General features: G+C 67.8%; 24 protein-coding genes. 8 read left to right on the top strand and 16 right to left on the bottom strand.

What is annotated here, in order from left to right:
- Positions 1-121 precede the first annotated feature (121 nt).
- Entirely contained in the window at positions 122-2,245 is a 2,124-nt protein-coding gene (locus ACWF99_RS08765; protein ID WP_452535958.1) for a thiamine pyrophosphate-dependent enzyme, read from the top strand.
- 4 nt (positions 2,246-2,249) lie between these two features.
- Here ACWF99_RS08765 and secG read toward each other — a convergent pair whose 3' ends face one another.
- Complete coding sequence (gene secG / locus ACWF99_RS08760) at positions 2,250-2,483, bottom strand: preprotein translocase subunit SecG (protein ID WP_101468684.1); 234 nt, start codon at positions 2,481-2,483, stop codon at positions 2,250-2,252.
- 34 nt (positions 2,484-2,517) lie between these two features.
- Positions 2,518-4,113, bottom strand: a complete 1,596-nt coding sequence (locus ACWF99_RS08755) for an MFS transporter (protein ID WP_452535537.1) — start codon at positions 4,111-4,113, stop codon at positions 2,518-2,520.
- A 236-nt stretch (positions 4,114-4,349) separates the two neighbouring features.
- On the opposite strand from ACWF99_RS08755, the gene ACWF99_RS08750 reads away from it, so the two are divergent.
- Together ACWF99_RS08750 and ACWF99_RS08745 are read left to right on the top strand one after the other, a co-directional pair.
- A complete protein-coding gene (locus tag ACWF99_RS08750; protein ID WP_378627072.1) occupies positions 4,350-4,880 on the top strand; it encodes an MmpS family transport accessory protein in 531 nt (176 codons plus the stop codon).
- A gap of 71 nt (positions 4,881-4,951) precedes the next feature.
- Positions 4,952-5,737 carry an META domain-containing protein gene (locus ACWF99_RS08745; RefSeq protein WP_378656007.1) on the top strand — a complete coding sequence of 262 codons (786 nt, stop codon included), beginning with the start codon at positions 4,952-4,954 and terminating at the stop codon, positions 5,735-5,737.
- Between the two features lie 72 nt (positions 5,738-5,809).
- Here ACWF99_RS08745 and tpiA read toward each other — a convergent pair whose 3' ends face one another.
- From tpiA to uvrC, 7 genes are all read right to left on the bottom strand, one after another.
- Entirely contained in the window at positions 5,810-6,598 is a 789-nt protein-coding gene (gene tpiA / locus ACWF99_RS08740) for a triose-phosphate isomerase (RefSeq protein WP_452535536.1), read from the bottom strand.
- 3 nt (positions 6,599-6,601) lie between these two features.
- Positions 6,602-7,816, bottom strand: coding sequence for a phosphoglycerate kinase (locus ACWF99_RS08735; protein WP_378627067.1), 1,215 nt, complete (start codon positions 7,814-7,816; stop codon positions 6,602-6,604).
- Positions 7,817-7,821: 5 nt separating this feature from the next.
- A complete protein-coding gene (gene gap / locus ACWF99_RS08730) occupies positions 7,822-8,838 on the bottom strand; it encodes a type I glyceraldehyde-3-phosphate dehydrogenase (RefSeq protein ID WP_378627065.1) in 1,017 nt (338 codons plus the stop codon).
- A 216-nt stretch (positions 8,839-9,054) separates the two neighbouring features.
- Positions 9,055-10,038: a DNA-binding protein WhiA gene (whiA, locus tag ACWF99_RS08725; protein WP_056810477.1), complete on the bottom strand. Its 984-nt coding sequence runs from the start codon at positions 10,036-10,038 to the stop codon at positions 9,055-9,057.
- Positions 10,029-11,093 (bottom strand): gluconeogenesis factor YvcK family protein, encoded by a 1,065-nt coding sequence (locus ACWF99_RS08720; RefSeq protein WP_452535535.1) that lies wholly within the window; start codon positions 11,091-11,093, stop codon positions 10,029-10,031. Before ACWF99_RS08720 ends, whiA begins: the two co-directional genes overlap by 10 nt.
- Complete coding sequence (gene rapZ / locus ACWF99_RS08715) at positions 11,090-12,046, bottom strand: RNase adapter RapZ (protein WP_358062678.1); 957 nt, start codon at positions 12,044-12,046, stop codon at positions 11,090-11,092. The genes ACWF99_RS08720 and rapZ overlap by 4 nt, the downstream gene beginning before the upstream one ends.
- Before the next feature lie 120 nt (positions 12,047-12,166).
- Positions 12,167-14,152, bottom strand: coding sequence for an excinuclease ABC subunit UvrC (uvrC, locus tag ACWF99_RS08710; protein WP_452535534.1), 1,986 nt, complete (start codon positions 14,150-14,152; stop codon positions 12,167-12,169).
- A 181-nt stretch (positions 14,153-14,333) separates the two neighbouring features.
- Between uvrC and ACWF99_RS08705 the strand changes: the two genes are divergently transcribed.
- On the top strand, positions 14,334-14,747 hold the full coding sequence (locus ACWF99_RS08705; RefSeq protein WP_452535533.1) for a hypothetical protein: 414 nt from the start codon (positions 14,334-14,336) through the stop codon (positions 14,745-14,747).
- A gap of 24 nt (positions 14,748-14,771) precedes the next feature.
- Here the strand turns inward: ACWF99_RS08705 and ACWF99_RS08700 are convergent, their stop codons facing one another.
- Positions 14,772-15,464 carry an HAD family hydrolase gene (locus tag ACWF99_RS08700; protein ID WP_452535532.1) on the bottom strand — a complete coding sequence of 231 codons (693 nt, stop codon included), beginning with the start codon at positions 15,462-15,464 and terminating at the stop codon, positions 14,772-14,774.
- Positions 15,465-15,544: 80 nt separating this feature from the next.
- On the opposite strand from ACWF99_RS08700, the gene ggt reads away from it, so the two are divergent.
- A complete protein-coding gene (ggt, locus tag ACWF99_RS08695; protein ID WP_452535531.1) occupies positions 15,545-17,497 on the top strand; it encodes a gamma-glutamyltransferase in 1,953 nt (650 codons plus the stop codon).
- An 89-nt stretch (positions 17,498-17,586) separates the two neighbouring features.
- Here ggt and ACWF99_RS08690 read toward each other — a convergent pair whose 3' ends face one another.
- The 4 genes from ACWF99_RS08690 to ACWF99_RS08675 form a co-directional block, all read right to left on the bottom strand.
- A complete protein-coding gene (locus ACWF99_RS08690) occupies positions 17,587-18,072 on the bottom strand; it encodes a PH domain-containing protein (RefSeq protein ID WP_452535957.1) in 486 nt (161 codons plus the stop codon).
- A 2-nt stretch (positions 18,073-18,074) separates the two neighbouring features.
- Entirely contained in the window at positions 18,075-18,551 is a 477-nt protein-coding gene (ribH, locus tag ACWF99_RS08685; protein ID WP_378627052.1) for a 6,7-dimethyl-8-ribityllumazine synthase, read from the bottom strand.
- 25 nt (positions 18,552-18,576) lie between these two features.
- Entirely contained in the window at positions 18,577-19,821 is a 1,245-nt protein-coding gene (locus tag ACWF99_RS08680; RefSeq protein ID WP_378627050.1) for a bifunctional 3,4-dihydroxy-2-butanone-4-phosphate synthase/GTP cyclohydrolase II, read from the bottom strand.
- Between the two features lie 207 nt (positions 19,822-20,028).
- Complete coding sequence (locus ACWF99_RS08675; RefSeq protein WP_378627048.1) at positions 20,029-20,652, bottom strand: riboflavin synthase; 624 nt, start codon at positions 20,650-20,652, stop codon at positions 20,029-20,031.
- A gap of 549 nt (positions 20,653-21,201) precedes the next feature.
- Between ACWF99_RS08675 and ACWF99_RS08670 the strand changes: the two genes are divergently transcribed.
- Positions 21,202-21,672 (top strand): hypothetical protein, encoded by a 471-nt coding sequence (locus tag ACWF99_RS08670; RefSeq protein ID WP_378627047.1) that lies wholly within the window; start codon positions 21,202-21,204, stop codon positions 21,670-21,672.
- Here ACWF99_RS08670 and rpe read toward each other — a convergent pair whose 3' ends face one another.
- Complete coding sequence (gene rpe, locus ACWF99_RS08665; protein WP_378628313.1) at positions 21,673-22,329, bottom strand: ribulose-phosphate 3-epimerase; 657 nt, start codon at positions 22,327-22,329, stop codon at positions 21,673-21,675.
- A gap of 153 nt (positions 22,330-22,482) precedes the next feature.
- On the opposite strand from rpe, the gene ACWF99_RS08660 reads away from it, so the two are divergent.
- A complete protein-coding gene (locus ACWF99_RS08660) occupies positions 22,483-22,851 on the top strand; it encodes an anti-sigma factor (protein ID WP_378655992.1) in 369 nt (122 codons plus the stop codon).
- 152 nt (positions 22,852-23,003) lie between these two features.
- Positions 23,004-23,759: an RNA polymerase sigma factor SigF gene (locus ACWF99_RS08655; protein ID WP_266295523.1), complete on the top strand. Its 756-nt coding sequence runs from the start codon at positions 23,004-23,006 to the stop codon at positions 23,757-23,759.
- 28 nt (positions 23,760-23,787) lie between these two features.
- Here the strand turns inward: ACWF99_RS08655 and ACWF99_RS08650 are convergent, their stop codons facing one another.
- Complete coding sequence (locus ACWF99_RS08650) at positions 23,788-24,132, bottom strand: MmcQ/YjbR family DNA-binding protein (RefSeq protein ID WP_452535530.1); 345 nt, start codon at positions 24,130-24,132, stop codon at positions 23,788-23,790.
- Positions 24,133-24,207 lie beyond the last annotated feature (75 nt).

Below are 24,207 nucleotides of genomic sequence, written 5' to 3'. Positions count from 1 at the left end.
GGACAGGCACTAGCATCGGGTTCTTGGCATGCCGACGGTTCGGACGTCGACTCGACTGCGGGCGAGGAGTGTTGCGGTGGCGCTGGGTTCGCTTGACCTGGATGGGGCGTTTCGGGCCGCGATGGACGGTCTCGTCGTGTCCGATCGGATCGACGCGGTCGGGAGCATCGATGCCACGTTCGGGGTGGAGTTGTTCGAATCCCAGGCTGCCAGCAGGCATCTCGATCTGGTGGCGCGGCGGTTGGGGGCCGCTGGGCAGGGCTACTACAGCATCGGGTCTTCGGGACATGAGGGAAACGCGGCAGTGGCGGCCGCGCTGCGCGTCGATGATCCGGCGTTGTTGCACTATCGGTCGGCAGCGTTCTTCGTGCAGCGATGCCGCCAGATTCCGGGGCTGGATCCGATTCGGGATGTGCTGCTGGGGGTTGTCGCGGCGGCCGCCGATCCGATTTCCGGTGGTCGGCACAAGGTGATCGGCAGCGCGGCGGCATCGATCATTCCGCAGACCTCGACCATCGCCTCACATCTGCCGCGAGCCGTGGGGCTGGCATTCGCGTTGGATCGTGCTGCGAAGCAAGGGATTTCGTGTCCATGGCCTGCCGATGCGGTGGTGGTGTGCAGTTTCGGGGACGCGTCGGCCAATCATTCGACGGCGGTCGGGGCGGTCAACGCCGCCCTGCATGCCGCCCATCAGGGTGTGCCGATGCCGCTGGTGTTCGTCTGCGAGGACAACGGGCTCGGCATCAGTGTGCCCACCGCGCCGGACTGGATCGAGCGTGCCTACGGTCCACGGCCGGGTCTCACCTACCTCGCCGCCGATGGCTGCGATCTGCCCGATGTTCTCGGCGCCGCCGAAGACGCGGTGAATCTGGCACGGACCTGGCGGGTGCCGGTCTTCCTGCACGTGCGCACTGTCCGGCTCGGTGGACACGCCGGGTCCGATGTCGAGTCCGCCTACCGTGGTCCGGCCGATATCGCCGCTGACCTAGCCCGAGATCCCCTCCTCGGCACCGCCCGCTACCTGATCGCGGCGGGTGCCGCTGACGCCGGCGACCTGCTCGAGCGCTACGAGCGGATCGGTGCCCGTGTGCGGGAGACCGCCGACAAGGTGGTTCACGAGGCTCGCCTCGATTCCGCGGCGGCCGTGATCGCGCCGCTCGCGCCGACTCACCCCACCTCGATCCGCGAAGACGTCACCCGCTGTAGCCCGTCGACTCCCGCACCACAGGCGCCTGACTCCCGGATGACACTGGCTCGAGCGATCAACCACACACTCGGCGAACTCCTCACCAGAGACGCCGATGTGCTGGTATTCGGCGAGGATGTCGGCCGAAAAGGCGGCGTCTACGGTGTCACGAAGGGCCTCAGAAAACGCTTCGGAACACGTCGGGTCTTCGACACCCTCCTCGACGAACAGTCCATCCTCGGCACCGCGCTCGGTACCGGGTTGGCCGGATTCATCCCGATCCCCGAGGTCCAGTATCTGGCCTACATCCACAACGCGGCCGATCAGATCCGTGGCGAAGCGGCCACTCTCCAATTCTTCTCCAACGGGCAGTACCGCAATCCGATGGTGGTACGCATCGCGGGCCTCGCCTATCAGAAGGGCTTCGGCGGCCACTTCCACAACGACGATTCCCTGGCCGCGCTGCGCGATATCCCCGGCGTTGTCGTAGCGGTGCCCGCGCGCGCCGACGACGCCGCAGCCATGCTGCGCACCTGCGTCTCAGCGGCCCGCGTCGACGGCCGGGTATGCGTGTTCGTCGAACCGATCGCCCTGTACCACACCAGAGATCTCCATCCAGGCGACGAAGCCTGGCTGGCCTCCCCCACCACCGACCACATCCCGATCGGCGCAGCACGCACCTACGGCGACGGCACCGACCTCACCATCGTCACGTTCGGCAACGGCGTCCCGATGAGCCTGCGCACCGCGAATCGCCTTGCCGCCCAAGGAATTCACACACGAGTACTCGACCTCCGCTGGCTCAATCCCCTACCGGCCGCCGACCTGCTAAACCACGCCGCAGCCACCGGCCGGGTCTTGATCGCGGACGAGACCAGGCGCAGCGGAGGCGTCTCCGAGTCGGTTTTCGCGGCGCTCATCGACGGCGGTTACCACGGCGCGCTCGCGCGGGTCACCAGCGCGGACAGCTTCATCCCGCTGGGACCGGCGGCGGACACAGTCCTGCTCGGTGAATCAGCGATCGAAGCAGCGGCCCGGCGGATCGTGTCGTCGAGCTGACGCGTCAGGCGAACTTGATCTCGAGGCCGATGCCGAGGATCGCGATGAACCAGACGATGCCGACGAAGATGGTGATGCGGTCGAGGTTCTTCTCGACGACGGTGGAGCCGGACAGACTCGACTGGACGCCGCCGCCGAAGAGGCTGGACAAGCCGCCACCCTTGGCGCGGTGCAGCAGCACCAGCAGCACCAACAGCAAGCTGGTGATCACAAGGAGGATATCGAGGAACAGCGACATGAGGTTCATCCTAGGTGGTGTGGGACCGACTGGTCTAACCAGGCTCGACTGCGACCAGGTGTGAGACCGTGTGGGGGCCTGCGGAGTACTGGGCGACGGTCTCTTCGATTTCCCGGTCACGGGCGGTCAGGCGCACCTGGTGCTGGTGCATGTGCTCGGCCCATGACCGCACGACGAAGGCCTCGACGAACCGGTCGACGGTGCCGACATCGCGGTAGAGCCGCCATTCCATCGCGCCTGTGCGCTGCCTCGATCGCCCGACCAGCGCCATCGAGTCGGTGAAGGCGGCGACGTCGGCGGGTGGCACGTCGTAGCCGCGCATCACCAGGACGGGGCCGTCCTCGGGTTCGGGCTCGACGACGAGTTGCGGTTCTGGCCAGTACGCCGCCGGGGAGAGGTCGATCTCCTCGACGTTGTGCCGGATCGGCCACCATAGGGTGCTCACGGCACAGCACGCCAGCAGCGCGGCCGCGATCAACAGTGCCGTCACGGCACCGTAGGCACCGGCGACCAGGCCCCAGAGCAGGGAACCGATGGCCTGCCCACCCATGAACACCAGCATGTACACCGACAGCCCACGGGCGCGCACCCAGGCGGGCAGCAGCAACTGCATGGTCGAGTTCAGCGTCGCCATCGCCAGCAACCAGGCGAGGCCGGATCCCACCAGCAACACGAGCACCACCACCACGTGGTGGACCAGTGCGGTCGCGACCGCACCCATGCCGAACAGGACCGCGGCGAGCGCGAGCCGCTGGGTGGGGGTGAACAGGACCCGCAGGCGTGACAATCCGAGCGCGCCACACACCGCGCCGAGCCCGAGCGCGCCGAGCAGCAGACCGTAGCCGGAGGACGACAGGCCGAGTCGGTCGTGGGCGATCACCGGCAGCAGCGACCACACCGCGCTGGCGGGAGCGATGAACAGGATCGCGCGGAACAGCACCCGCCGGATCGCGGGCGCGGCCCGAATGAAGCGGGTGCCCGCCTGCAGCGCCGCGAGGGGCCGCTCGCTGGGCAGCGGACTCGTTCGCGTCGGCCACTTCGACACCAGCAGCACCGCGACGATGCCGACGAACGACACCGTGTTGAACCCGAACACCACGGTCGGCCCGGCGATCGAGACGATCACACCCGCCACGGCGGGCCCGACGGCTCGGCCGATATTGACGCTCATGCTGCCCAGCGCCGCCGCCGAGGTGATCTGGTCGCGCGGCACCAGCTCGGGCTGTACCGCCTGCCAGGCGGGCGCGGTGAGCGCCTGCCCACAGCCGAGCAGGAACAGCAGGCTGAGCAGCACCGCGGGCGTGGTGTGGCCGGTGGCGGTGAAGACGGTGAGGGTGAGCGAGGCGACCGCCATCCCGGTCTGCGCGCCGATCAGCAGCCTGCGCCGGTCGACCAGGTCGGCCAGCACGCCGGACGGGATCGACAGCAACATCACCGGGAGGGCGAGCGCGGTCTGCACGAACGACACCAGTGCCGCGGCGTTCGGTTGGTCGATGAGGATCCACTGCGCGCCGACCGTCTGCATCCACGTGCCCAGATTCGACACGAGCTGGGCGATCCACAGCGCCCGGAACACCGGTGAACGCAACGGGGCCCAGGTCGAGATCCGCTCCGCCGCCACTGTGCTCACCGGTCGAGCATATCCCTGGCGACCGCAGATCCCCGGCCAGCACTCCGTGCCGAGGCAGCGGGACGACAGTGGCGACGGCTTCCGCGACAGATCCCCGTGATCGGTCAGAAATACTGTGGTGCAAGACAATAGAAGAGCGAATCGTCGATGCGGTGTTATCTTCTGGTCGCTTTCGAGCGATCAGTACAGAGCTCCCGTTTCGTTCGGCGGGCCTGCACGACACGGAGGAAAATCGCATGACTGTCCCACCCGGCCATCCGCAGCAGCCCTATGGCCAGCAACCGCCGCCTTACGGCCAGCAGCCCTCGGGTGGCTACCCGCAGCAAGGTGGCTACCCGCCCCAGGGTGGTTACCCGCAGCCGCCGCGCAAGAAGAAGGTGTGGCCATGGGTGCTCGGCGGGGTGCTGGTGGTCCTGCTGCTGGTCGTCGGCGGATGTGTCGCGCTGGTCGGCACGGTCGCCAATGAGATCGAGAACGAGGTGAGCCGGGAGGTCACCGTCTCCTATCAGGCCGGCGGAACCGGTACCTCCACGGTCATCTACACCGATGGCAGCCTGGACGTGGTCACCGAGTCCGATACCGCGCTGCCGTGGTCCAAGGACGTGACGATCACCGGGCTGGTGAAGTTCGTGTCGCTGAGCGTCATGTCGGGCATCGACGGCGGAACGGTGTCCTGCAAGATCACGGTCGGCGGCAAGGTGATCGCCGAGGATCAGGCCACCGGTCAGCTCGCCAGCGCCAGCTGCACGGGCGACGCGGGTAAGTAGTTCCCCGCCGGATCGCGACCCGCCCCGAACATCGATGAGCAGTGCTCGGGGCGGTCCGTACCATCGGCTCCATGCGGATATCACCTCGTCCTCTGGCCGCCTCGCTCGCCCTGGTCGGCCTGGTGGCGGCCGGGTGCGGATCGACCGGGGAGGAACCGGTGGACGACACCGCCACGCCCATGGGCCACACCTATGTCTCCACCGAGGTCGTCGGCGACGAGATCCCGGGCGGCGGTCCGATGACGCTCGGCTTCACCGACGGACGGATCTCGGCGAACTCGGGCTGCAACTCCGCGGGCGGCACCGTCGACCTGAGCAACCACATCCTGCACACCTCGCCACTGGCGAGCACCCTGATGGCCTGTCCCGGCGACCGCGAACGCGCCGACGCCTGGCAGAGCAATTTCCTGGAATCCGACCCCACCTGGCGCCTCGACGGTGATCGGCTGACGCTGACGGGCAAGTCCGTCACCATCCATCTCACCGACAAGAAGATCGTGACTCCCGACAAGCCGCTGACCGGGACCGCGTGGGTGGTCACCACCATGCTCACCCCGGACGCGCAGATCCGCTCGACCACGCTCGACGAGGTGAGCCCGAATCTCACCATCGGTGACGGCGGCACCGTCAACGGCTCGGCGGGCTGCAACCGGATCACCGGCACCGCGGGCGTCGGTCCCGGCGACGCGGTGAACTTCGCCGTCGCCACCACCAAGATGATGTGCGCGCCGGAGGTGATGGAGGTCGAGCAGAACGTGCTGCGCGCGCTGGAGGGCCGAACCAGCGCCACCATCGACGCCGACACCCTCACGCTGCGCAACGACAACGGCTACGGCCTCATCCTGCACGCGCGGTAGCCGCACCCCGTTCACGAAAAGCGAAGGGCCGGAAACCACTCGGTTTCCGGCCCTTCGGTGTTCAGTGCCCGATCAGGGCAGCGGACCGCCCGCGGCGATCGCCGACAGGGTGGCGAACTCGTCACCCTTGAGCGAAGCACCGCCGACCAGCGCGCCGTCGATATCGGTCTGCCGGATCAGCTCGCCGATGTTCTTGGCGTTCACCGAGCCGCCGTAGAGCACGCGCACACCGGCGGCGACCTCCGGAGAAGCCAGCTTCTCCAGCTCGCCGCGGATAGCACCGCATACTTCCTGCGCGTCGGCCGCCGAGGCGACCTTGCCGGTGCCGATGGCCCAGACCGGCTCGTAGGCGATGACGACCTGCGAAATCTGTTCCGCCGTCAAGCCTTTGAGCGATCCACGCAGCTGCTCGAGGTTGTACTCGACGTGCGTGCCCGCCTCGCGGACACCGAGACCCTCACCGATGCAGACGATCGGGGTGATCTCGTTCTTCAGCGCCTGCTTGGCCTTGGCCAGCACGGTCGCGTCGTCCTCGTGGTGGTACTGACGACGTTCCGAGTGCCCGACCACCACGAAGGTGCAGCCGAGCTTCGCCAGCATCGACCCGCTGATCTCGCCGGTGTAGGCACCGGAGTCGTGCGCCGAGACATCCTGGGCGCCGTAGGTGATCAGGAGCTTGTCGCCGTCGACGATCGACTGCACACTGCGCAGATCGGTGAACGGCGGGATCACCGTCACGTCGACCTTCGCGAAGTACTTCTCGGGCAGCGCGAACGCCACCTTCTGCACCAGCGCGATGGCCTCGAGGTGATTGAGGTTCATCTTCCAGTTGCCCGCGATGAGCGGTTTACGTGCTGCCATCGCTCAGCCCTCCAACACCGAAATACCGGGCAGCTCTTTGCCTTCCAGGTATTCCAGGGAAGCGCCGCCACCGGTGGAGATGTGCGAGAAGCCGTCATCGGGCAGGCCGAGCGCCCGCACGGCGGCCGCCGAGTCGCCGCCGCCGACGACCGTGAACGCACCCTTGGAGGTAGCGGTCACGATGGCTTCGGCGACACCGCGGGTACCCGCGGCGAACTTCTCGAACTCGAACACGCCCATCGGGCCGTTCCAGAAGACCGTCTTGGCCTCGGTCAGCAGAGCTGCGAACCGCGACACCGACTCGGGGCCGATGTCCAGGCCGAGCCAGCCGTCGGGGATCTCGGTCGACGCGACGGTCTTGGTGTCGGCGTCGGCCGCGAACTTGTCGGCCACCACGATGTCGACCGGCAGGTGCAGCACGTCGCCGAAGCGCTCGAGCAGATCCTTGCAGGTGTCGATCATCTCGGCCTGCAGCAGCGAGCCGCCGACCGGAAGACCCTGCGCGGCAAGGAAGGTGAAGCACATGCCGCCGCCGATCACCAGGGTGTCGACCTTGGGGGCCAGCGCCTCGATCACCGCGAGTTTGTCGGAGACCTTGGAGCCACCGAGCACCACCGCGTAGGGACGGGCCGGGTCCTGGGTGAGCTTCTGCAGCACCTCGACCTCGGCCGCGACCAGCGTGCCCGCGTAGTGCGGGAGCTGCTGGGCGACGTCGTAGACCGACGCCTGCTTGCGGTGCACCACGCCGAAACCGTCGGAGACGAACGCACCGTCGTCGCCGACCAGCTCGACGAACGCCGCGGCGAGCTTGGCCCGCTCCGACTCGTCCTTGCTGGTCTCGCGCGGATCGAAGCGCACGTTCTCCAGCAGCAGCACGTCGCCGTCGGTGAGGCCCTCCGAGCGCGAGAGCGCGTCGTAGCCCACCACGTCACCGGCCAGCTGGACATTGCGCCCCAGCAGCTCGGCCAGTTTCGCCGCCACGGGGGCGAGCGAGAACTTGGCGTCGGGCTCGCCCTTGGGGCGGCCCAGGTGTGCCATCACGACCACCTTGGCGCCGGCCTCGACCAGCGCCTGAATGGTGGGCACCGAGGCGATGATGCGGCCCGGATCGGTGATCTGACCATTGTCGTCGAGGGGAACGTTCAGGTCAGAGCGCACGAGCACGCCCCGGCCTTCGACACCCTCGGCCAGGAGATCCTGCAGTGTCTGAACAGTCATCGCGTTCAGAGCGACTTGCCGACGAGATCGACCAGGTTGGCCAGACGGTTCGAGTAGCCCCACTCGTTGTCGTACCAGGAGACGACCTTGACCTGGTTGTCGATGACCTTGGTCAGCGGCGCGTCGTAGATCGACGAGTGGGGGTCGGTGACGATGTCACTGGACACGATCGGGTCCTCGTTGTACTTGAGGATGCCCTTCATCGGGCCCTCGGCGGCGGCCTTCATCGCGGCGTTGATCTCGTCGATGGTGGCCGGCTTCGCCAGGGTGGCGGTGAGGTCGGTGACCGAGCCCGTCGGGACCGGAACGCGCAGCGCGTAGCCGTCGAGCTTGCCCTGCAGTTCGGGCAGCACCAGGCCGATGGCCTTGGCGGCACCGGTTCCGGTGGGCACGATGTTCAGGGCGGCGGCGCGGGCGCGACGCAGGTCCTTGTGCGGCGCGTCCTGCAGGTTCTGGTCCTGGGTGTAAGCGTGGATGGTGGTCATCAGACCGTTCACGATGCCGAACGAGTCGTTGAGCACCTTGGCGATCGGGCCCAGGCAGTTCGTGGTGCACGACGCGTTGGAGATGATGTTCTGGCTGCCGTCGTACTTGTCGTCGTTGACGCCCATCACGATGGTGATGTCGTCGCCGGTGGCAGGCGCGGAGATGATGACCTTCTTGGCGCCGGCGGACAGGTGGCCCTTGGCCTTCTCCGCGGCGGTGAAGATGCCGGTCGACTCGACGACCACGTCGACGTTCAGGTCGGCCCACGGCAGTGCCGAGGGGCCTTCCTTGATCGCGAGCGCCTTGATGCGCTGCTCGCCGACCACGATGGTGTCGCCCTCGACGGAGACGTCCTGCGGCAGACGACCCAGGATCGAGTCGTACTTCAGCAGGGTGGCGAGGGTGTTGATGTCGGTGAGGTCGTTGACCGCGACGATCTCGATATCGGTCTCGCCGACGGCCTTCAGCGCCTCCACCGCACGGAAGAAATTACGTCCGATACGACCGAAGCCGTTGATACCTACCCGGACAGTCACGTTATCGCTCCTCAGCTTTCAAGCGGATTCATTCCGACGGTAACCACAGTAGTAGCCGCGCCAGCCTTCACGACAGCCACCTGTGAGTTGTGAGCTCCCCGGCCTCAGGCCTGCGGAGACCCCAGAATAGAGGGCAGAGCGGTCATGTATGACCGCTCTGCCCTAATCGTCGGATTCGCCACACCTTTCGGCGTGCGGAGTCTGTTGCGGTTCCTACTACGCGTCGTCGAGCAGTTCCGCGGTCACCGCGGACTCGGTATCGGGGATGCCGAGGTCCTTGGCGCGCCGATCGGCCATCGACAGCAATCGCCGGATCCGGCCCGCGACAGCGTCCTTGGTCATCGGCGGCTCGGCCAGCTGACCGAGTTCCTCCAGGGAAGCCTGCCGATGCTGCACCCGCAGCCTGCCCGCCGCGGCGAGATGCTCGGGAACATCGTCGGCGAGGATCTCGAGCGCCCGTTCGACCCGAGCCGCCGCCGCGACGGCCGCGCGCGCCGAACGACGCAGGTTCGCGTCGTCGAAGTTGGCGAGCCGGTTGGCGGTGGCCCGCACCTCGCGGCGCATCCGACGTTCTTCCCAGGTGAGCCTGGTGTCCTGCGCGCCCATCCGGGTGAGCAGGGCACCGATCGCCTCGCCGTCACGCACCACGACCCGGTCCGTGCCGCGCACCTCCCGCGCCTTCGCGGTGATGCCGAGCCTGCGCGCCGCGCCGACCAGTGCCAATGCCGCCTCCGGACCGGGGCAGCTCACCTCGAGCGCCGAGGAACGACCCGGTTCGGTGAGCGAGCCGTGCGCGAGAAACGCGCCACGCCATGCCGCTTCGGCGTCACCGATGCTGCCGCCGACCACCTGCGCGGGTAGCCCGCGCACGGGGCGGCCGCGCACATCGAGCAGTCCGGTCTGACGCGCCAGCGCCTCGCCTTCCTTCGACACCCGCACCACGTACCGGGAGGTCTTGCGTAGCCCACCCGCGCCGAGCACATGCACGTCGGAGCCGTATCCGTACAGCTCGAAAATCTCTCTGCGCAGTCGCCGGGCGATGGACCCCATGTCCACCTCGGCTTCCACGATCACCCTGCCCCCCACGATGTGCAGACCGCCCGCAAACCGCAGCAGCGCCGACAGCTCCGCTTTACGCGAGCTGACCTGCGACACCACGAGCCTGCTCAGCTCGTCCTTCACCTCGGCTGTCATCGCCACGAGACGCGCTCCTTTCCCACCGACCCCGAACGCTCATCTGGAACACTGTGCACATCTGAGGCACTGTGCCGTCTCTCGAATCGAAGCCCAGTCAGTTGCGGCCGCGGCGACCGGATCAGCTGATCCAGTGCGGCGGCAAGTTTTCCGGGATGATGCCGATCCGTTCCCGGCTCGGCGACATCGCAGAACGTTACCCGTGCCCGCAACTGTTCGGCGGCTCTTGCCACATGTTCCCGTTGCCGCCCCTCCGGCACCGACGCCGAGTCGACGAGCACATCGTCGACCGTGAAATCCGGTGCGTGCTGGGACAATACATGCAGATGACGCTCCGCGGAAAAGCCGGCTGTCTCGCCGGGCTCCGCCGCCAGATTCAGAACGAGCACCTTGCGGGCCCGCGTGCGCACCAGCGCCGCGTGCAATTGCGGCACCAGGACATGCGGAATGACGCTGGTGAACCACGAACCAGGCCCCAGCACAACAACATCCGCGTCGTCGATAGCCGAGGTCGCCTCGGGGCTGGCAGGCGGATCGGACGGAATCAGCCGCACCCGCCGGACCTTACCCGGCGTGGTCGCTACCGCAACCTGACCGCGCACGCACCGGCCGATCCGCGGATCCGACTCCAGGCCCGATACTTCGGCCTCGATGTCGAGCGGAATCGGCGACATCGGCAGCACCCGGCCGGTGATCCGCAGCAGCCTGCCCACCTCGTCGAGCGCGGCCACCGGATCACCGAGGATGTCGGTGAGTCCGGCCAGGATCAGATTGCCCACCGAGTGCCCGGCGAGCGCGCCGGTGCCGCCGAAGCGGTGCTGCACCGTCGTGGTCCACACACCGTCGGCGTCGTCGGACAGCGCGGCCAGGGCCATCCGCAGATCACCCGGCGGGAGCATGCCCAGCTCGGCGCGCAGCCGACCGGAGGACCCGCCGTCGTCGGCGACGGTGACGACGGCGGTGATCTGCCTCGTCAGCCTGCGCACGGCCGTCAATGTCGAGTACAGCCCATGTCCGCCGCCCAGCGCGACGACGGCTGGGTCGGCTTCGATTCCACTCATTCGCGCCCCAGATCCCGGTGGACGACGCGCACGACGTCCACCGCCACGTGCCCGGTATCGGCGCCGATGCGCTCACCCAGTGCCTCGGCGATAGCGACGCTGCGATGTTTGCCGCCGGTGCACCCCACTGCCACGGTCATGTATCGCTTCCCCTCTTGGCGGTATCCGGTCGTCGTCAGGTCGACCAGGTGTTTGCCGGTCTGCAGGTAGTCCCGCGCACCCGGCCTGGACAGCACGTAGTCGCTGACCACCGACTCCTGTCCTGTGTGTTCCCGCAATTCCGGAATCCAATGCGGGTTGGGCAGGAATCGCACGTCCAACACCATGTCGGCGTCGAGGGGAACACCGTACTTGAAGCCGAACGACTGCACAGTCAGTTGCAGTGCGGCTGGCGCGCCCGCGCCGTATGCCTCCTCCAGCTTGCGGTGCAGCTGGTGGATCGAGAGCTCGGTGGTGTCGATGACGAGGTCGGCGGCCCCCTTGACCGGGGCGAGCCTGGCTCGTTCGGCGGTCAGACCGGCCGAGAGCGTCCCGTCGGGGCTGTCGCTCTGCAGCGGATGACGGCGCCGGGCGAAGCCGAACCGCCGGATCAGCACGTCGTCGGAGGCCTCGAGGAACAGCACTCTGGTGCGGATGCCCGCGCCGCGCAACTGCTCGGTGACACCGGAGAGCTCGCCGGTGAAGAACCGGCTGCGCACGTCCATGACCAGCGCGAGCCGCCGGATCGGCGGGTCGGCCGCGGCGCCCAGCTCGATCATTCGCCCGATCAGCTCGGGCGGTAGGTTGTCGGTCACGTACCAGCCGAGATCCTCCAGCACGCGCGCGGCAGTGCCGCGGCCCGCGCCGGACAAGCCGGTCACGATAACCACTTCTACTGGTTGCTGTGTGTCGGTGACCGTCCCGGATTGCCCGGGTGCCGCCCCCGCATTGTTATTCGATTCGACGCGTGTCATGTCCTACCGGATCCGTTTCTGGGTGCCTTTCGATCATCCCGCACCGGTTCGGGTATCGGGCGCAGACACACAACGTACGGCACACGCAATGTTGCGTCCTGCGATACCGGCCGTCGGCGGCTACGGACTGTTGAGTGCCGCGAGCACCGCTTTCGCCGTCGAGACCCCGATTCCGGGCACCGAGGTGATTTCCTCGACAGTCGCGTCCTTGATTCTGGCGACCGAGCCGAAGTGGGTGACCAAGGCGGTGCGCCGAGTCTCGCCGAGGCCCGGCACCGAATCCAGCGCCGACGCCGTCATCCGGCGTGAGCGTTTGCTGCGGTGGAAGGTGATGGCGAAGCGGTGGGCTTCGTCGCGCACGCGTTGCAGCAGGAACAGCGCCTCGCTGTTGCGCGGCATGATCACGGGGTCGGCTTCGCCGGGCACCCAGACCTCTTCGAGTCGTTTGGCCAGGCCGATCACCGCGACATCGGTGATGCCGAGTTCGTCGAGGACCTCGGCCGCGGCGGCGACCTGGGGTGCGCCGCCGTCGACGACATAGAGGTTGGGCGGGTAGGCGAAGCGGCGCGGTCGGCCGGTGGTGGGATCGATGCCGGGGCGTGAGGCGGGTTCGTCGACCTCGTCGGGTTCGATCTCGACGGGTTGTTCGCGGTCGCGGGCCAGCCGGGCGAAGCGGCGGCGGGTCACCTCGGCGATGCTGCCGACATCGTCGGAGCGGCCGTCGCCCGCGGCTTCCTTGATCGCGTAGTGGCGGTAGTCGGACTTGCGGGCCAGGCCGTCTTCGAAGACCACCAGCGAGGCGACGACGTCGGTGCCCTGCACATGGCTGATGTCGACGCATTCGATCCGCAGCGGGGCACTGTCGAGTTCGAGTGCGTCCTGAATGTCTTGCAGTGCTTGCGATCTCGACGTGAGATCACCGGCCCGGCGGAGCTTGTGCTGAGCCAGCGCCTCGGCGGCGTTGCGCTGCACCGTCTCGGCGAGAGCCTTCTTGTCGCCGCGCTGCGGGATGCGCAGCGAGACCCCGGAGCCGCGCATCTTGCTGAGCCACTCCCCGATCTCCTCGGCGTCGGCGGGCAGTTCGGGGACCAGCACTTCCCGCGGGACGACGATGGCGGCGTCACCGTTCTGGTCCGCCATGGCGGCCTGCTCGCCGTAGAACTGGGTGAGGAACTGTTCGACCAGGGCAGCCATCTCGGTTCCCGATTCCGCGACGTCGAGCGCGTCGCCGGATTTGTCGACGACCCAGCCACGCTGGCCGCGGACGCGTCCGTCGCGGACGTGGAAGATCTGGACCGCGGCTTCCAGTTCGTCGGTGGCGAAGGCGATCACATCGGCGTCGGTGCCGGTGCCGAGCACCACGGCCTGCTTTTCGAGGGCCCGCCGTAGCGCCTGCACGTCGTCGCGCAGGCGGGCGGCGTTCTCGAAGTCGAGGTCTTCGGCGGCCTCGTGCATGCGCCGTTCGAGCGCGCGCACCATCTTGTCGGTCTTGCCGGACAGGAAGTCGCAGAAGTCCTCGACGATCTGGCGGTGCTCGTCGGCGCTGACCCGGCCCACGCACGGCGCGGAACACTTGTCGATGTAGCCGAGCAGGCACGGACGCCCGATCTGGCTGTGCCGCTTGAAGACTCCGTTGGAGCAGGTTCGCGCGGGGAACACCCGCAGCAACAGGTCGAGGGTCTCGCGGATGGCCCAGGCATGCGCGTAGGGACCGAAGTAGCGCACGCCCTTCTTGCGCGCGCCCCGGTAGACGAACAGTCGCGGATACTCCTCGTTGAGGGTCACCGCGAGCACCGGATAGGTCTTGTCGTCGCGGTATCGGACGTTGAATCGCGGATCGAATTCCTTGATCCAGTTGTACTCGAGCTGCAGCGCCTCCACCTCGGTGGACACCACCGTCCACTCGACAGCGGCCGCCGTGGTGACCATCTGCTTGGTGCGCGGATGCAACGAGTACACATCGGCGAAGTAGGAGTTCAGCCGGCTCCGCAGACTCTTCGCCTTACCCACATAGATGACCCGCCCGTGCACGTCCCGGAACTTGTACACACCGGGTTCGACGGGAATCGTGCCCGGCGCCGGCCGGTACGTCGCGGGATCTGCCACCCATCCAGCCTAGCGAGGGGCCCCGACAGGTCCGCACCGCCGAGGTGCCGACCGGAGCGGGCAGCGTTCGGCCACGACGGTTCCGGCGATCGCGGTGAACCGCGGCGGCGACAGGCCGGATGTGCCGAGCACGCCCCTGTGTAGCGTGGGACCTCGGATTCTGTGCCTGAAAGGACGTCCGATGAGCAACGCCGCCGCCCTGCCGCAAACCGGTGAAGACCTGTACGACGACGAGGTGACCCCGCACGGGGTCATGCCCGGCACGGTGCGCGGGGCGCGCCTGATCGCGGCGGTCGCCGCCGCTGTCGGCGTGGTGCTGATCGCGATCACGGTGGCGCTGGGTGGCTCGCTCGGCGCGCTGCTCGCCGGGTACCTGCCGTCCTTCGCGCTGGTCCCGCTGGTGCTGTTGTTCCGGCAGGCCGGTGACCTGGTGCGCAAGGCGGCGATCGGGGTCGCGGTGCTCGCACTCCTGGTGTCCTCGACAGGCATCCTCACCGGTCTGCCACCGGGGGCCGTCGGCATCGTCGCCAACGGAGCCGTCGCCGGCCTGCTCCTGCGACCCTCGGCACGCAGGTGGTTTCTGCGCGAACGCTGATCGAGGCGGTCAGGACCGAACGCGTCAGCCGCCCGTGCGGATGCCGTGCTCGGCGAGGGCGTCGATGAGCGCGCGCGGGCGGTCGATGGTGGGCAGCGGGTCGACGAGGGCGAAGCGGGCGCCGAGGGTGGTGGCGCCGCCGTCGGCCTCGGCGCTGTCGCCGATCATGAGGACGCGGTCGGGGGTGACGCCGAGGCGGTCGGTCGCGTCGCGGAAGATCTGCGGGTTCGGTTTGATGGCACCTATTTCGAAGGACAGCGTCATCGAGCCGATGAGGTCGGTCCAGCCGTGTTTCGCGAAGGCGGGGCGGATGTCGTAGGCGATATTGCTGACGATACCGATCGGGATTCCCTGGGCAGCAAGCGATTCCAGGACAGTTCCCGTGTCGGGATAGGGGGTCCAGGCGAGTGGGTCGGTGAGGCGTTCGTAGAGCCGGATCGCCTGGGCTTCGGGAACATCGGAGCCGCGCAGCACCTCCAGGTAGGCATACCGGTGCAGGGCGGGGTCGAGATCGCGGTTGTCCCAGGCGTGTTGGCCCACCGCGTCGAAGGTCATGAACTGTTCGACCGGCGCGGTCATCCGGCGCATCACTTCGGCTTTCGCCGCCACGTCGAACGGCGTCCCGTCGTCCCCGACCAGTTCGTGAGCCCAGGTCCGGTCGTCCTCCAGACGGAAGACCGTGCCGGAGAAGTCGAACAGCACCGCGTCGATGTCCATGGCAGCCAGGGTAGCGAGACGAAGACAGTGCGCCCGGAAAAAGATCGAATCGCGTCGTACCGCCGGGTTACCCTGGCTGGATGACGCCAAGGCGACGGACGTGGATCGGGGCCACGACGGCCGCAGTGCTCGCGGTGGGGGTACTGGCCGGATGTTCGACAGACGAGAAAGCGGCCGCGGAATGCACGAGCACGCCCAACGGCACTCCCGTGTCCGCGGCACCCACCACCGGCACAGGGGCGCCGACCTCGCAGAATCTCAGCACCAATCCTGAGATCGCGTCGGGCTATCGCTCGGACATGACGGCGGTGCGTACCAGCACCTACGCGGTGTCGACCGCGAACCCGATCGCCACCGAGGCCGCATGCCGGGTGCTGCGGGCGGGTGGCACCGCGGCCGATGCCCTGGTGACCGCACAGGCAGTCCTCGGTCTGGTCGAGCCACAGGCTTCCGGCATCGGCGGCGGCGCCTTCCTGGTGCACTACGACGCGAAGTCGCGCACGGTCGACACCTACGACGGCCGCGAGACCGCTCCTGCCGCGGCGACCGAGAACTATCTGCGCTGGGTCAGCGACACCGACCGCACCGAACCCGCGCCGAACACCCGCGCCAGCGGTCGTTCCATCGGCGTGCCCGGAGTGCTGCGGATGCTCGAACTCGCACATTCCGAACACGGGATGAGCGCCTGGAAGGAACTGTTCGATCCCGCGATCAGCCTGTCCGACAACGGTTTCGAGATCAGTCCGCGGCTGGCAGGCCAGATCGCCGAATCCGCGAAAGACCTGGCCGCCGACGAGGCCGCGCGTGGCTACTTCCTCGAAGCCGACGGCTCGCCCAAGAAGTCGGGCACCGTCCTCACCAATCCGGCACTGGCGAAAACGCTCTCGGCGATCGCGACCGACGGCGCGAAGGCCTTCTACAGCGGCGCCATCGCCCAGGATATCGTCGAGGCGGCGGGCAGCACGGCGGGCGGTCGCACCCCCAGCGCGCTGACCACCACCGACCTGGCGAATTACGAGGCGAAGAAGCGCACGGCGCTGTGCACCGGGTATCGCAAGTACGAACTGTGCGGCATGCCCGCGCCGTCCTCGGGCGGCAGCACCGTCGCGGCGACGCTGGGCATTCTCGCCAATTTCGATCTCCCGGCGCTGCGCCCACAGGAGCTCGATGCCAACGGCGGGCGTCCCGACGCGCAGGCCGTGCACCTGATCTCCGAAGCGGAGCGACTGGCCTACGCCGACCGCAACAAGTACGTCGCCGACCCGGATTTCGTTCCGCTGCCGGGCAATTCGGCGCTCTCGCTCGTGCACCCGCAGTACCTCAAGGAACGGTCGACGCTGATCGACCCGCAGCGCAGCATGGGTACCGCCAAGCCCGGCAACCTCGGGCCGGTCCCCCTCGGCAACGGTCCGCAGCCGCCCGAGCACGGCACCAGCCACATCTCCGTCATCGACAAGTACGGCAACGCCGCCGCCATGACCACGACGGTCGAATCGGCGTTCGGGTCTTTCCATCTCGTCGACGGGTTCGTGCTCAACAATCAGCTCACCGACTTCGCTGCCGACCCGGTCGACCCCGACGGGACACCCGTGGCCAACCGGCTCCAGCCCAACAAGCGCCCGCGCAGTTCGATGGCCCCGACCCTGGTGTTCGATCGTGACGATCAGGGCGACCGTGGCGAGCTGAAGCTCGTCACGGGTTCACCCGGTGGTTCGGTGATCATCCAGTTCGTCGTGAAAACGCTGGTCAATGCGCTGGATTGGGGTCTCGACCCGCAACAGGCGGTCTCCGGGGTGTCGTTCGGCGCGGGCAATACGCCGGTCACCGGCGTCGGCGGTGAGCACCCCGATATCAATGCGACCGACAACGGCGACCACGATCCCCTGGTCGAGAAGCTGCGGGCAATGGGCCATCAGGTGTCGGTGGCACCGCAGTCCAGCGGGCTCAGCGCCCTGCAGCACAACGGCAAGGACGGCTGGATCGGCGGTGCGGATCCGCGCCGCGAGGGAGCGGTCCTCGGCGATACCCGCTGATGCGCTGTCTGTGCGTCACTACTCGGTGGCGCACAGACAGCAGCGTTGCCGGCAATCAGTCGGCTCCAGGTGCCAACCGCTCAGCGAAGTCAGTTCTGCGGGGCGTAGCGGGCGCCGAGTTCGCGGACGCGCTCGATGGCGTCGGCGGCGTGGGTCTTGTCGTTGGAACGGATCGCCAGCATCGGGACGTAATCGTCGTCGGCCAGTTCGAGGCGGGCCCATGCCTTGCGGTCCGGGAAGGACGCGCCACGGATGTAGGTCCACGGGTACACCTGCTCGCCCAGGATGTTGCGCACCGCGACACCCTGGCTGCCCACGCGCACTCGCGGACGGGTGAGCATCAGTACCGCGCCCGCCCCGACCACCCCGATCAGGATCATCGCGACCTGATCGGCGACCCGGAAGTTCACTCCGGTCGACCCGGTGCGCAGCAGCAGCCCACCCGCGGTGAACGCGACGAGGATGACGATCGCGACCACGATGGCGGTGCGAGTCGCCCGGCGCGGACGCACCTGGAACTCCCAGCCCGCGTCGGGCTGGGGAGCGCTACGACGCCAGGTCCGCACCACCGGCACGGTCACACCGATCGCAGCGCGCGCAAGGTGAGCGCGGCATCGAGAGCGGCGGCGCAGGCCTGTTCGCCCTTGTCCTCCGCCGAACCGGGCAGCCCGGCCCGATCGCGCGCCTGCTCCTCGTCGTTCGTGGTGAGCACACCGTTGGTGACGGGGGTGGCCGCATCGAGCGACACCCGGGTCAGCCCGGCCGTCACCGCATCGCACACGTACTCGAAATGCGGTGTGCCACCCCGGATCACGACACCCAGAGCCACGACGGCGTCGTGCGTGCGCGCCAGTTCCTGCGCGACGACCGGCAGCTCCATCGCACCGGCGCAGCGCACCACGGTCACATGTTCGACGCCGGCTTCCTTGGCCACCCGTTCGGCATTCGCCACGAGGGTGTCACAGATCTCGGTGTGCCAGCGCGAGGCGACGATGCCGAGTTTGACGTCTTTGGCCTGCGCCAGAGCGAAGCTCGGGACACCTGTACCGCTCATCGTTGCCGCCTTTCGTACGAAGTGATCACTGCGCGGTTTCGCCGAGGTCGAGATCGTCGAGGCCGACCAGGTCGTGGCCCATCCGATCCCGCTTGGTGCGCAGGTAGTGCAGGTTCTCGGCATTGGCGCGCAACGGCATCGGGACGCGCTCGGTGATCGCGAGACCGTAACCGTCGAGGCCGACCCGCTTGGCCGGATTGTTGGTGAGCAGGCGCATCGAGCGGATGCCGAGATCGACCAGGATCTGCGCGCCGGTGCCGTAGTCACGGGCGTCGGCGGGCAGACCGAGATCGAGGTTGGCGTCGACGGTATCGCGACCGGTGTCCTGCAACTGGTAGGCCTGCAGCTTGTGCATCAGGCCGATGCCACGGCCCTCGTGCCCGCGCATGTAGAGGACGACACCGCGACCCTCCTGATCGACCATCTCCAGTGCCGCGTCCAGCTGCGGGCCGCAATCGCAGCGCAGCGAGCCGAAGACGTCACCGGTCAAGCATTCCGAGTGCACCCGCACCAGCACGTCCTCGCCGTCACCGATGTCGCCGCGCACCAGCGCGACGTGCTCGGCATCGTCGAAGATGCTCTGGTAGCCCACGGCCTTGAAATCGCCGTGCGCGGTCGGAATACGGGCCTCGGCCACCCGCACGACATGCTTCTCGTGCTTGCGCCGCCAGGCGATCATGTCGGCGATCGAGATCATCGCCAGGTTGTGCTCGTCGGCGAACACGCGCAGCTCGTCGGTACGGGCCATGTGCCCGTCGTCCTTCTGGCTGACGATCTCGCAGATCACGCCCGCGGGACGCAACCCGGCCATCCGGGCCAGATCGACCGCGGCCTCGGTGTGGCCGGGCCTGCGCAGCACGCCGCCGTCCTTGGCGCGCAGCGGCACCACATGGCCGGGGCGGGTGAACTCGTCGGCCTTGGCCTGCGCGCTGGCCAGCAGGCGCATGGTGACGGCCCGGTCGGCGCCGGAGATGCCGGTGGTGATGCCCTCGCGCGCGTCCACCGAGACGGTGTAGGCGGTGCCGTGCTTGTCCTGGTTCATCGCGTACGCGGGCGGCAGGCCGAGCCGGTCGCAGTCGTCGGCGGTCAACGGCACGCAGATGTAGCCGGAGGTGTAGCGGATCATGAACGCGACCAGCTCCGGGGTGGCCTTCTCGGCCGCGAAGATGAGGTCGCCTTCGTTCTCCCGGTCCTCGTCGTCGATGACGACAACAGCCTTGCCGGCCGCGATATCGGCGACCGCGCGCTCGATGCTGTCCAACCTGGTCACGTCTGCTTGCTCCGTATATTTGGCGGCCGGGGCCGCGGGTTTCTCGGCCCGGTGGGCCTCGATCTTCCCTCCCGGCGGGCACTCCTTCGTCGCACCCTCTGATCAGTCCAGATCGAGGCGGCCGAGAAACTGCCCTGGGGATGGCAATGACTTCCTACATTACGGCGTGGCCTCGGGGTGTTCGGTGAGGCCCGGCGCCGATCGGTGTCAGCCTCGCTGGGCGAGACGTTCCACGTACTTGGCGATGACGTCCACCTCGAGGTTCACGGTGGCCCCGACGGGGGCGGTGCCGAGGACGGTCAGGGCGAGGGTGGTCGGGATCAGGGAGACCTCGAACCAATCGCGGGATCCGTCGGCGTTCGGCTCGTCGTCGATGCCGAGCGCGGAGACGGTGAGGGAAACGCCGTCGACGGTGATCGAGCCCTTCTCCACCACATAGCGCGCGATGGAATCCGGCAGCGAGATCCGCACGACCTCCCAGTTCTCCGACGGGGTGCGCCGCAGCACGGTGCCGGTGCCGTCTACATGGCCCTGCACGAGGTGGCCACCGAGGCGGCTGTTCAACGCGGCCGCGCGCTCGAGGTTGACCGGCGATCCGGGGACCAAGCCGCCGATGCTCGAGCGCTTCAACGTCTCGTCCATGACGTCGACGGTGAAGCTGTCGCCGTCGATCACGTCGACGACGGTGAGGCAGACGCCGTTGACGGCGATCGAATCGCCGTGCCCGGCATCGGAAGTCACCAGCTTGCCGCGGATCGTCAACCGGGCGGCGTCGGTCAGCGCTTCGGTGGCCACGATCTCGCCAAGCTCCTCGACGATCCCTGTGAACATGCCTGACTCCCTTGTCGCGTCATCCGTACCCGTTGGGCCCAACAGCAGGTGGGTGGCCGCTATTCCCGCGAGGCCACCCAGCTCGTCGCACAGCCTAGTAGCGCGGCCCGTGAGCCCGGGTCGGGGGCCGAACCCGACCGCACGCAGCCCTTGATCACCGAAAGCGATCGGTAGCGCATCGATTCGGCTGCGAACGTGTATCGACATGACGCAACGCCGCCGTTAATCAATACGGCGGTTGTCGTTCAATCCAATTTTCGGCGAACCGATCCCCGGCATTCATCAGGCTGCCTTAGCCTGGTATTACCCGCCACTACGAACTGGAAACACGGTGAGTGTAATGCTTGCGCCCGCCGCGCCGTTGACGCAATATTGTTACGTCAACGATTCCTGCTGTTCAGCCAGATGTCGGGCCCTGGAACTGCAGGTTCTCCCGACATCATCGCCCGGAGCACAGCGGCTACCGGGAGTTCGCCCCAGGGATAGTCCACCACTCCAGGAAGACAACACTGTGGGTCACAACAGGTTCGCTATATGTGGGGGTGCCGCGTGAGCACATTGATCGATTCGACGCTGGAAATGCGCTGCGTGCGTTATCGGCGAGAACTGCACCTACCGGCCAAGATCGATTTCGATTCCCGCCGCATTCTGCTCCAGATCGGCGCGCACTACGGCGCGGTCACCATGCCCGGCGATCTGGGCGAACGCGTCCAGGCCCGATTGCGCGAGGCCGCGATCGCGGGTCCGGTGGTCGATCACCCCCGCGCGCGGCGCTGGACCTTCCTCACCGGCCCCTGCCGCCCGGACGCCGTCACCGCGACCGCGTCGGCCGAACTGTTCCGCCTGTACGCGACCGTCGCCTGCGCGGGCAGCCAGATCGTGCTGCCCTCCCCCGACGACGAGCGCACCGGCTACCGCACCTGGGTGCAGGAACCCGAATCCGGCGACCAGCGGCCGCCGGTGCAGGCCGTCATCGACGCGGCGCGGGCGCTGGGCACCCGCAAGCTCCGCGCGCTGTAGTTACGGCAGCCAGGCCGAGGTGGCCAGGTTGCGCAGCTTCTGCACGGCAGCGCCCGGGTCGGCCGTGTTGTAGACGGCCGACCCGGCCACGAAGCAATCGATTCCGGCCGCTGCCGCCTGCTCGATGGTGTCGTCGTTGATGCCGCCGTCGATTTCGACGACCAGGTGCAGCTCGCCCGAATCGACCAGATTGCGCACGATCCGCGCCTTCTCCAGCACGCCGGGGATGAACGACTGCCCGCCGAAACCGGGTTCCACGCTCATCACCAGCAGGGTGTCGAATTCGCGCAGGATTTCCAGGTACGGCTCGATCGGGGTGTTCGGCTTCACCGACAGCCCGGCCCGCCCGCCCGCGGCGCGGATATCGCGCGCCACCGCGATCGGATCATCGGTCGCCTCGGCGTGGATGGTGACGTTGTAGGCGCCCGCCTCGGCGTAGCTCGGGGCCCAGCGGCCCGGATCGTCGATCATCAGGTGGCAATCGAACGGAATATCGGTCGCCTTCAGCAGGCTCTGCACGATCGGCAGACCCAGCGTGAGGTTCGGTACGAAGTGCCCGTCCATGACGTCGACGTGCAGCCAATCGCATCCTTCGACCGCGGCGGCCTCGGCGGCCAGATTCGCGAAGTCCGCGGACAGGATTGACGGGGCGATCATCGGCTGGGACGGACGGGAGAACGTCGGAGTGGACACAGCGCGCCAGTGTAGCGACGGCGATGGTGATTGCCCTGCCGGGATATGGGTAGCCTTCTCAGGGTGACCAATTTTTCGGCGGAACATGGGCCCTTCGGCGCCCCGGTGGAGATTCGTGTGGCAGCACAGCTGACGCAGCTGCCAATCGTGCGCGGACTGGCCGAAACACTGGTGCTACTCAGTGATTTCACCCTCGACGAGGTAGCCGACGTGCGCCTCGCCGTGGATGAGGTGTGCTCGACGATCATCGCGATCGCCGGCCCGAATACGCTGCTCACCTGCGAATTCCTCGTCGGCGACTTCGAACTCCAGGTGCGCGTCGACGGTGTCGCTGCGGCGCAGGGCATGCCGGATCAGCGCAGCTTCGGGTGGCATGTGCTGCGCACGCTCTGCGACGAGGTCATCGCCGAGCAGCAGGATTTCGACGCAGGCGTGTCCGGGTATCCGACGACGGTCCGATTCCGCAGGGTCCGGGGGAAGGCATAGTGCACGGCGAGGACAACCAGCCCGACCAGCACGATCTCAGCGAACCCGACAAAACCGACTCCCCTGCCGCGGAGTCGGAGAACGGCGCAGAACCGGACAAGGAATCCCTCGAGCAGGAAACTCTCGAGGAGGAGACCGAAACCCCGGAACCGGTGTCCGGCTACGACGACGTCAGCGCCCTGTTCGAGCGTCTCGCGGCGACCGAACCGGGCAGCGTCGCGCACGCGGTCGCGCGCGATGCGCTGATCAACCGCTGCATTCCGCTGGCCGACCACATCGCCCGCAAATTCAGCGGACGCGGCGAGCCGTTCGACGATCTGTCGCAGGTGGCGCGTGTCGGTCTGGTGCACGCGGTGGACCGGTTCGACCTGAGCCGTGGCTCGAACTTCCTGTCCTTCGCGGTGCCGACGATCATGGGCGAGGTCCGGCGATACTTCCGGGACAACACCTGGGCGATGCGGGTCCCGCGGCGAGTCAAGGAAACCCACCTGCGCATCGGCGCGGCCGTGGATCAGCTCTCGCAGCGGTTGGGGCGCTCCCCCACCGCCAAGGAGATCGCCGCCGAACTCGATGTGGACCCCGACGAGGTCACCCAGGCCGTCATCGCGGGCAATGCCTATCAGCCGACGTCGATCGACGCGGCCTCGATCGGGCGCGACAGCGACGCGTCGCTGCTCGACACGCTCGGCGAGGAAGAGTCGCAGTTCGACCGGGTCGAGGAGTACATCGCGGTGCGGCCACTGCTGGCGGGCCTGCCCGAACGTGAGCGCCGCATCCTGACCATGCGATTCTTCGAGTCGATGACGCAGACCCAGATCGCCTCGCAGCTGGGAATCTCGCAGATGCACGTGTCCCGGATTCTCGCGAAAACCCTGGCACGCCTGCGCGAATTGTCCGAACGGGACTGACTCCGGGACAGGACAACGGCGTCCTCTCCTATGCACCTCGCCTCGCGCGCCGCAGCTTCGCGGGTGCGCGCAGCCACCAGGCACTGTCGAGTAGCTCGACGAGCTGCTGCGGGTCGACCGCGTCGAGATCGATGAGGATGTACGGGTACCCGTCATAGTGTGGGGTCGTGTAGAAGGCTCGGTCGCCGGAGGCCAGCAGCGCTTCCTTCTCCGTGGGCTCACAGAGCAGCACGAGGCCGCCTTCGGCTTCATCACGCAGTCGAGCGAAGCTCTTGCCGCCGACATTCAGGCCGGGACTGCGCCACCAGGTGCCTTCCGCCACACCCGGCAGTGCCGTCGCCATCGCGACCACCTGATCCCATGTCATCGCCATACGCCGATTCTCCTCCTCGGCGCTCGCTCCTCGCTTGGACAAATGGAACGGCGCCGCCCCCGTGCGGGGACGGCG

This window comes from Nocardia sp. NPDC055002 (genome assembly GCF_053608825.1).
This window is presented reverse-complemented; position numbering and strand designations above follow the sequence as displayed.